Source organism: Planococcus sp. A6, assembly GCF_028823615.1.
Taxonomy (GTDB): Bacteria; Bacillota; Bacilli; order Bacillales_A; family Planococcaceae; genus Planococcus.
In genome coordinates this window covers 1-9,554 of the sequence record NZ_JAPEHT010000122.1, presented here as the reverse complement: position 1 = coordinate 9,554, position 9,554 = coordinate 1, and the positions used below count along the sequence as shown (strand labels likewise).

At 51.1% G+C, this 9,554-nt stretch carries 8 protein-coding genes, 1 pseudogene and 1 riboswitch; all 9 genes and pseudogenes read left to right on the top strand.

The window, feature by feature from the left end:
* A pseudogene (locus tag ON064_RS14905) lies at nt 1-211 on the top strand (sugar ABC transporter substrate-binding protein); the annotation flags it as partial.
* Entirely contained in the window at nt 208-1,656 is a 1,449-nt protein-coding gene (locus tag ON064_RS14900) for a sensor histidine kinase (RefSeq protein ID WP_274625391.1), read from the top strand. The pseudogene ON064_RS14905 and the gene ON064_RS14900, both read left to right, overlap by 4 nt.
* Nucleotides 1,649-3,202, top strand: a complete 1,554-nt coding sequence (locus ON064_RS14895) for a response regulator transcription factor (RefSeq protein WP_274625390.1) — start codon at nt 1,649-1,651, stop codon at nt 3,200-3,202. The genes ON064_RS14900 and ON064_RS14895 overlap by 8 nt, the downstream gene beginning before the upstream one ends.
* Complete coding sequence (xylF, locus tag ON064_RS14890) at nt 3,199-4,257, top strand: D-xylose ABC transporter substrate-binding protein (protein ID WP_274625389.1); 1,059 nt, start codon at nt 3,199-3,201, stop codon at nt 4,255-4,257. The genes ON064_RS14895 and xylF overlap by 4 nt, the downstream gene beginning before the upstream one ends.
* A 169-nt stretch (nt 4,258-4,426) precedes the next feature.
* Nucleotides 4,427-4,534, top strand: a riboswitch (SAM riboswitch).
* 122 nt (nt 4,535-4,656) lie between these two features.
* Nucleotides 4,657-6,048, top strand: a complete 1,392-nt coding sequence (locus ON064_RS14885) for an LLM class flavin-dependent oxidoreductase (RefSeq protein ID WP_274625388.1) — start codon at nt 4,657-4,659, stop codon at nt 6,046-6,048.
* A gap of 116 nt (nt 6,049-6,164) precedes the next feature.
* Nucleotides 6,165-6,866, top strand: a complete 702-nt coding sequence (locus tag ON064_RS14880; protein ID WP_274625387.1) for a sodium:solute symporter family transporter — start codon at nt 6,165-6,167, stop codon at nt 6,864-6,866.
* Nucleotides 6,749-7,633, top strand: coding sequence for a sodium:solute symporter family transporter (locus tag ON064_RS14875; protein WP_274625392.1), 885 nt, complete (start codon nt 6,749-6,751; stop codon nt 7,631-7,633). The genes ON064_RS14880 and ON064_RS14875 overlap by 118 nt, the downstream gene beginning before the upstream one ends.
* A 166-nt stretch (nt 7,634-7,799) precedes the next feature.
* Nucleotides 7,800-8,405, top strand: a complete 606-nt coding sequence (locus tag ON064_RS14870; protein WP_274625386.1) for a copper resistance CopC family protein — start codon at nt 7,800-7,802, stop codon at nt 8,403-8,405.
* On the top strand, nt 8,402-9,463 hold the full coding sequence (locus ON064_RS14865) for a copper resistance D family protein (protein ID WP_274625385.1): 1,062 nt from the start codon (nt 8,402-8,404) through the stop codon (nt 9,461-9,463). Before ON064_RS14870 ends, ON064_RS14865 begins: the two co-directional genes overlap by 4 nt.
* Nucleotides 9,464-9,554 lie beyond the last annotated feature (91 nt).

Here is a 9,554-nt window from a genome sequence, read left to right as displayed (position 1 = left end):
TTTTCTGTATTCATTCGATGACGGTTCGGATGCTTCTGCGCTGTTAACGGAAGGGAAACTAGATGCGATCATCGAACAATCGCCGGAAGAAATGGGGGAGAAAAGCGTCGAAATGATGATGAAATGGCTTCGCAATGAAGTCGTGCCCCTTGATTCCAAAGGATATGTGACCGATATCCGCATTGTGGAGGGAAAGGATGAATTGCCGTGAATACGATCCAAAAAAAGATTTGGATGCTCGCGGGAATCGTCATCGTTATGATGTTCGCGATTTGGCTGGCATTGACGTTCTATAACCAGAAAATGCAGGATCAATATAATGACATCTTGCAGCGCTATTTGCAGATGAACGAAGTGACCGCCTCCAGCCAGCAGACGGTGACCAATTTGAACGATTACTTATCCAATCCGACAGCCCGCTCAGCGACGACGCTCGCGTCCAGCCAGCAAAGGCTGCAGGATGCCCAGGCGTCGTTGCTAGAATTGCGCAATGCGGACAACGAGTTTTCATTGACCAATTACAGCAATATGATCGAAAGTTTTACGGAAACCGTGGAACGTTCCGCCGCTTTTAGCGAACAAGGCGAGAATGACATCGCGGCAAGCGAATTCACGGAAGCGAACCGCATGTCGGTTTATATTTCCGAAATGACCTTGTCGATTTTCAATTCCGAACTCAGGACCTATGAACGCTTTTATCGGGACATTATCCGGCAATCACAGGAATTGAACACGATGGGCATCCTGTTGTTATCGCTTACGAGTGTCTTATTGTTATTGTTCACTTATTTGTTTTCCTTAAGCATCACCAAGCCGGTCCATCAATTGACGAAAGCGGCAAACGAATTGGCCAAAGGGCGCTTCGATCAGCCGATCAGCGTGAATTCAAATGACGAAATCTCATTTTTGGCGAAAACCTTCGATCATATGCGCGTGAACATCAATAAACTGATCCTGGAAATCCAGCAAAAAGCACAAGTAGAAAGCGAATTGCAGGAGAGCCAATTGCTGCTGCAGCAAAGCCAAATGCGCCATCTGCAAAGCCAGATCAACCCACATTTCCTGTTCAATACCTTGAACACCTTATCGAAAAAAGCCTATCTGGACGGCGCTGAAGATACTAGTGATTTGTTGGTCAGCGTGGCCGGGCTGCTACGCTATAATCTGAAGCGCCTCGACCATACCGTGACGCTTGAAGAAGAAGCACATGTGCTGACGCAGTACATGGATATCCAAAAAGCCCGTTTCAGCGACCGTTTGACCTTTCATATTGACCTGGACCAATCGGCCTTACTGTATCAAATGCCGAGCCTGACGCTTCAGCCACTCATCGAAAATGCCGTGATCCATGGCATCGAACCGAAAGAAGAAGACGGCGAAATCTGGTTCCGCATCAAAGACGAAGACCACTATATCCGCGTGGAAATTGAAGACAACGGCCAAGGAATGGACGGAAGTAAAATCGAGCAGCTATTGAAAGGCGGCATTGTTCCCCAGGAAGGGCATGCCACGGGAATCGGTTTTGCCAATGTCGCCAAACGGCTCCAGTTGTTCTATGGCAACGACGATGTTGTCGAAATCGAAAGCACACCGCACTTTGGAACAAAAATCATTTTGAAATTGCCGAAAGTAATGGAGGTTGAAAGCTATGTTTAAGCTCCTGCTCGTGGACGACGAACCGATCGAACGTGAAGGGATGAAGGCGATCCTGGAGCGTTCGTTCGAGGGAATAGAGATCAAGCAAGCGAAAAATGGCAAAATGGCTGTAGAAATCGCAGCCGACTGGCAGCCGGATATCATCTTCATGGACATCATGATGCCGATCATGACAGGCTTGGAGGCGATCGAACAAATCCGCGAGACCGACCCCGATGTCGAGTTCGTCATGATGACGGCGTTTGATACTTTTGATTACGCCCAGCGAGCGATCAAATTGGGCGTGAAAGATTATTTGCTGAAACCGAGCAAAGCGGCGGAAATCGTTGCCATCGCGGAGAAGTTGTTCAGCCATTTGAAAAAGAAAGCTCAGCAATCGGCCGAACAAGAGCAGCAACAAAGCGCATTGCAAAAAGCGATGGCGATCGTGGAGATGGATATCGTCACGCAATTATTATTCGACCAGGTCCAGGACATACATATCGATTTGCTGGTGGAGATGAAAGGCACCGAGCCGGCTAAAGAGAAATTTGTCATGACCATCTCAGTCCCAAAAGGCGCGGAGCAAGTATGCCATGACATCAAACGGGACATTAGCGAAAGCTCACATATTTGGGTTGGTCCCTGTTACGACTGGCAACTGCCGATTATCGTTTTCCGCGACCCTGCGCATTCGTTGCGCTCCCAGGCGATTACGCTTGCCAATAGGATCTTGGCGGCATCCGGCAAGCGCGAGAAATGCTTTGTCGGGATTGGGCCGGTGTGCGATTCATTGGGGCAGGTGAGGGATTCTTACCAAAAATCATTGCTCGCCATGACGGATTTTGCGGTTCCTTCGCGCTACCGTTTTTATTCAGCAGATCTCGAACCGATTAGCTCCCATGACCCGGCACTGATCAAGCAGCAGGAAAAGCGAATGGCCGATAGTGTCCGGCGCGGCGATTGGGAAACGGCCGAAGACATTGTAGCCGGATTGATCCGACAGTCGGAACGGGCAGGCGAAAATGTCCTCAGAACCCAGCAGCGTTCGCTCGAATTATTATGGCTATCCAGCCGGATCATGGCTGAATCGGGCATCGAGACGGAAGCGCCTTATTACGCGATCCCTGCAAAAGATTATCGCCAATTGATGTTGGAAAGCTTGGAGTTGATCGGCGGGTTGAAGGAGAAGCACAACATGTACTTCAGCCGGCTGGAATTCGATAAGATCCATAAAATCAAGCAATTCATTACCGAGCATTCACATGAAGACATTTCACTGGAAGTGCTGGCGAAAAAAGTGGATTTGAGCCCCATTTACATCAGCAAATTGTTCAAAGAAAAGCTCGGCATCAATTACATCGACTTTTTGACGGAATGCCGGATGGGAAAAGCCAAAAAATTGCTCGCGGACCCGGAAATCAGCCTGAAAACGATTGCGCTGGAAGTCGGATACCACGAACCCAATTACTTCAGCAAAGTGTTCAAGAAAATGAATGAACTGTCCCCGACTGAATACCGCTTGAACCTGTTGAATTCAGGCCGCACACAAGGAACCAGCACATGAAGCGGCTGGTGTATCTAGTATTGCTGATGAGCGCGAGCGTTTGGCTTACGGCGTGCCAGGAAGATGCCAAACTGCCGGAAAAAAGTGTGTTCAAGGAAGATGAAATGCCACAAGACGGGGAACCGCTGAAAATCGGATTTGCGATGGACACCTTGAAAGAAGAGCGCTGGCTGAAAGACCGGGAATTATTCGAACAAGCCATCGAATCGCGCGGATTGGAAGTGGAAATTGCGGCTGCGAACGGGGACGACGCGCTGCAGATTGCCCAAGCCGAAGAGATGATCCAGGAAGGCATCGACCTATTGGTCATCGTGCCGCATAACGCCGAAGCGACAGCAGCGATCGTCCACAAAGCGCACGGGGCAGGCATCAAAGTCATCGCTTACGACCGACTCGTGAAAAATGCGGAAATCGATTTATATGTCTCCTTCGACAATGAAAAAGTGGGAGAGCTGCAAGCTGAGAAAATGCTGGAATTGGTTCCGGAAGGCAATTATGTCTATATCGGCGGCGCCCCGACAGACAATAACGCGCATCTGCTGAAAAAAGGCGTGTTTGATGTGCTGCAGCCGGCGATCGAACGCGGCGACATCAACATCATTTACGATGAGTGGACAGAGGATTGGGCGCCGGAACAAGCCTTCGCGCATATGTCACAGGCACTCGAAATCAACGGCAATCAGATAGATGCCGTCATTGCGGCAAATGATGCGACGGCCGGCGGGGCGATCGAAGCGCTTGCGCAGCAAGGGCTGGCCGGGTCCGTCCCGGTCGCAGGGCAGGATGCCGAACTAGCGGCTGTCCAGCGAATCGTCAACGGAACCCAATCGATGACCGTCTATAAACCGATCCAGCAATTGTCTGAACGTGTTGCAGCACTTGCCGTAGAATTGGCGGAAGGAAACGAGATCGAACCGACCGTCAGCATCAATAATGGAAAAAGCGAAGTGCCGTCTGTGCTGCTTGAACCGACCGCGGTTGATATCGGCAACCTGGAAAGCACCGTACTGGCGGATAATTTCCATTCCGAAGAAGAAATCGATGGGATGGAATAATGACCACAGTTTGAACATCTGTCAGCAAGTGAACATGCCGCTGCCCGGCTGAACGGGAAGCGGCATTTTTCAATGAAGTTAGCGAGTCGATCATAAAAATCCGAAAAGAATTTTAAATATTCGGTTGACTTCTCTATTTCCTAGTATTAAGATAGGGATTAATTTAATAATCTTATCCAGAGAAGCCGAGGGACTGGCCCGATGACGCTTCAGCAACCCCTGATTTATTCAGGAAGGTGCTACTTCCAGCAAGGAGAGATTCCTTGGGAGATAAGAGAGCGGACCCGACTATTCAAATAGCCCTCTTTTCTCGTTTATTGAGAAAAGAGGGCTATTTTGCCTATTTTCATTTTCACTCGGGGCTGCGGAAATTGCGATTTCAAAAGGAGGAATTTGACGATGACGAAGAAACGGATTTATTTGAACGCTTTTGAGATGGTGTGTGCAGGCGGACACCAGTCGCCGGGATTGTGGCTGCACGAGGACGATCGGTCGCATACATACAAGGACAGCGAATATTGGATCGAACTCGCGAAGCTATTGGAAAAAGGGAAGTTCGATGCCGTGTTCTTAGCCGATGTGCTCGGAACCTACGACGTCTATGGCGGGACGCGCGATGCTGCGCTTCGCAATGCGGTGCAGACGCCGGTCAACGATCCGCTATTGGTCGTGCCGCTCATGTCATCGGTGACAAAGCATTTGAGTTTCGGGGTCACGGCATCTGTCAGCCACGAACATCCGTACACCTTCGCACGGCGCATGTCGACACTCGACCATCTGACAAAAGGGCGCATCGGCTGGAACGTCGTCACTTCCTATTTGAAAAGTGCCGCAGTCAATATCGGGCTCGATGACCAAATGAGCCATGACGAACGCTATGAATTTGCGGCCGAGTATTTGGACGTCTGCTATAAATTATGGGAAGGCAGCTGGGAAGACGGCGCGGTCGTGCGCGATAAACAATCGAAAGTCTACACCGACCCGTCGAAAGTGCACGATATCCGCCACGAAGGCAAATACTTTAAAGTGCCAGGTGCTCATTTATCCGAACCGTCGCCGCAGCGCACTCCGGTATTGTTCCAGGCAGGGGCTTCGCCGCGCGGCCGGGAGTTCGCCTCGAAGCACGCCGAATCGGTGTTTACGGCAGGGCCGACGATTCCTGTGGTGAAAAAAGGCGTCGACGCACTAAGAGAACGAATCACGGCGAATGGCCGAGACCCGGAAGATGTGTTGGTGTACACCACCTTCACCGCGATTGTCGGCAAGACCGAACAAGAAGCGCAAGAGAAATACGAAACCTTGAAAAGCCATGTCAGCTACGAAGGCGCACTCGCCTTGCTGAGTGGTTGGACCGGCATCGATTTCTCTGGATACGATCCCGAAGATACGCTCGAATACATCCAAAGCAACGCCATGCAGTCGGCGGTCGAAGTATTTACGCGTGCCGACCCGGATAGAAAATGGACCATCGGGGAACTTGCGACATTTGTGGGCATCGGCGGCAGAGGGCCTGTCGCAGTCGGAACACCGGAGCAAGTAGCCGATGAAGTCGAGCGCTGGAGAGATGAAACCGGTGTTGACGGTTTTAATTTGGCGTATACGCTCGCGCCCGACAGCTTCGAGGACTTTGTCGAACTGGTCGTTCCGGTCTTGCAGGAACGCGGGCTCGTGCAGAAAGAATACGCGGAAGGCACATACCGCGAGAAAATCTACGGCAAAGGCCAAGCGCAATTGAAAGAAGATCATCCCGGCAGAACGTTCAAGTACTTGCACGAACCGGCTAGAAATTAAAGGAGGAATGCGCATGCTGACAGCTTATTGGATCGCCGTCGCCGTCTTTTGGATCGTCGGGCTGACCTTATGGAATAAACTTTACCCAAAACCGAAAACGAAAGGAGGCGAACGCAATGGGGGATGAAACAACTTGGCTATTGCCGCTGATCGGCGTGATGCTCGTCGGCTATTTCGCCTTGACGACATGGCTCGGGAAAAAAGGCAAAGCCCATAGCGGATCGATGAAAGGCTTTGCGATCGCGAAAGGCAAAGTCAACCCAGCTGTTGTCGGCATGAGCTTCGGCGCCTCTTACGCTAGCGCCAACTTGTTTCTCGGCGTGCCGGGCTGGGCGTATACATACGGCTTGTCGACTTTGTGGTACACGATCGGCTGCTTCGGGGTCACGTGGCTCGGCTTGTTGCTGTTCACGAAAACCTTCTGGCGTTATGGGCAGAAAAATGGCGGCAGCTTGACGATTCCCCAGTGGCTCGGCAATCGCTATAACAGCAAAGCCTTGCGCGTACTAGTCGCCTTATTGGTGTTGTTCAATATCTATTATATCGTTGGGCAGAATGTCGGCTTGGCGACGATGTTCGAGACGGTCATAGGCATTCCATATTTATGGGGCATCGCGATCGGCGTCATCATCACCGTCGTCTACGTGAGCCTTGGCGGCGGGTTGTGTCACTATTATTATTCATCTCGCTATTATGGACGATCGGCGGCGGATGGAATGTCTTCGGCACGCTGCAAACGGAACTTCGCGCAATCGATCCGGCACTTGTTGCGCCGCTATCGACAGGCGGGCCGTTCTATAGCGGCTTTGCGATTTTGAGCATCCAGTGGCTGCTGTTTTCATTCGTGTTATTGCCACATTTGATGAATAAAGTGCTGACGGTCGAAAAAGAAGAAGATTTGCGGACCTTCACCTTATCCGCCGGCGTGTCCTTGTTCACCTTATCGATCTTCTCGGTATTCGCCGGACTTGCGGCGCGCATCATCTTGCCGGGTCTCTCGTCAGCTGATAGTGCCATTCCGGCATACATCATGGAAGCTTTCCCGGTTGTCATCGTCGCGCTGCTCGTCATGGGCTTGATTTCCGCGATCCTGTCGACGACCGATAGCTTGTACCTCGGCATCACCAATAGCATCGGCAACGATTTGTTCAAAGTGCTGGCAGTGCCCGTTCTTTATAAAAACAAGAATTTGACGGAGCAGGAACTTGACGCCAAAGTGCTGAAAGCGTCGAAAGTGTCGCTGGTCTTTATCGGGCTCGTGTCGCTCTATATGTCGATCAACCGGCCGGAATCCTTGGCCTTGCTGACCAATTTTGGGACCTCCGCAATCATCAGCGGCATCGCAGCCCCGATCAGCCTCGGCTATTTTTGGAAGCATGCCAATAAATCCGGCGCCATCGCTTCCGTCGTCAGCGGCGCCGGCTGCTATATGACTTTGACCGGCACCGGCATCATCGAACACGTTTTCCAGGCGATGTTTTTCAGTTCGATTCTCGGCTTCACGTCGATGATTACGGTGAGCCTGCTTGCTGAAACGTTGAGAAAGCGCGAAAAGACTTCGCAGGAAGCGGTTCGTGGATTGTAAAGAAAAGCCCCGAAATCATTCGGGGCTTTTTCTTATCCCGCCAATCTTCGGGGAAAGTTCATAAATCCAAGCGCCTCGTTCTTGTTTCTTCCGTGCAAATGAAATAGGCTGAAAAGAGTGGATGCAATAATTGAGTTCATCTAAAAAGAAAGAAGGAATCATACCTATGAAGAAGACTCTGATTTTATTAAGTGCATTACTGGTTTTGCCGATGACAGCACACGCCCATTCCGTGCTTGAATCGTCTACTCCAGCGGAAGGCTCGGTTGTGGCTGAGCCAATTGAACAGGTGGTGCTCGATTTCAGTGCCGGCATCGAGCAGGGCAGTGCCATGACGATGACGATGGAAGGGACCGCTGTTGATTTCAGTGAAGTCGCCGTTATGGAAGATCAATTGGTCGGTATGCCAGCGCAGGAACTTGAAGACGGATCTTATGTCGTGGAATATGACGTGCTGAGCGAAGATGGCCATCCAATCCAAGGTTCACTAGCTTTTGAATTGCAGGCAGGCGAGCAAGAAGCGGCTCAAGAGGAGCAGGCTGAAGAAGCTGCGCAAGAAGAACAAGCTGAAGAAGCAACGGATGAACAGGAAGCCGAAGAGGCTGAAGCAACGGAATCGGAAGAAACTGAAACTTCGGATATGCAGCAAGCATCAAGCGGAGAACCCGAAGCCCCTTCAGAAGATGCTGGTTCCAGCTTGACCTTGATTATTGCGGGCATCGCCATCATCCTATTGATCGCTGTCGTTGTCTTAATGCGTAGAAAACGATGAATTGGTTGATCGCGTTATCGGATTTTTTCCTTTACGTGGTGCTGGCATTTCTTGCAGGGGACGTCGTCTTGCGCTTCATTCGACCGGAGAAAAAGCCGCTCGTTGAAGTCTCGAAAAAATGGCTTATGCTTGCGCTGGCGCTCATTCCGCTATTGCTTGCTCCGCCCGTGTTGCAGCTTATCCTTTTGCTGGCGGAAAGCTTCGGCCCGATGCAAGCGGTAGTGGATGTCGCAACTGAATTTCGCGCTGGCCAAAGCTATGTATTCGGCGTCTTGATGGCGGTGGCATGGTTGATCGTGGTGTGGCGCGACGGATCGTGGGTGTTTCGCGCGTTTTGGCTCGTGCTCAGCGTGCTCAATGTGGCATATGCGAGCCATGCTGCGTCCATTGCGGATTGGCAAGGTTTTGCCGGGCATGCGCTTCATTTTCTGGCGCTCGTATTATGGGCAGGCGTATTGATTCACATCGCCTGGTTTTTGCGCGACGGGCGCAATTGGCGCGCGTTTCTCAAATGGTTTACGCCGTTTTCTGTTGTCCTGATGATCATTTTAATCGGCAGCGGCATCTGGCTCATGCTGTTTTTCGTGGCGCCGGAAGATTACGCGAGCTCATGGATTTTGCCGTACGGACAGCTCTTGCTGCTGAAGCATTTGAGTATCGTGCCGCTCTTGCTTGCAGCGTTCATCAATGCCGTCTTGTCCCGAAGCGATGAGCCGAACCGCTCTTGGCTCAAAGTGGAGAGCTGGCTTCTGCTGTTGGTGTTATTGATCACCGCATTCATGAGCAAGCTCGCTCCGCCGCATGATATCAACGAAACGTTCCGTCTAGAAGGCGGCGCGCCGTTTGTCGAATGGGTCGCAGGGCCGCAGTATCTTCCGGTCCATGCGGTATGGACGCCAAATATCGACGGTTTCTTGATGATGGCGATCGGCCTGATCTTCCTGGGCTTGCAATGGCTTAGCTATCGCAAACAGCTGCCTGAATGGTTGTCGTTCATCTTCGGTCTCGGGTTTGTCGCAGCGACTTACATTGGATTAATGTTCAGTTTTCTATTTTAATGAAAAGCCATCCTTGGAATGGCGAGTCCCAGAGACCAGTTGACGATGCTGTACTCGAAGACTATGGGACCGGCGTTGAAAAATATCTTGA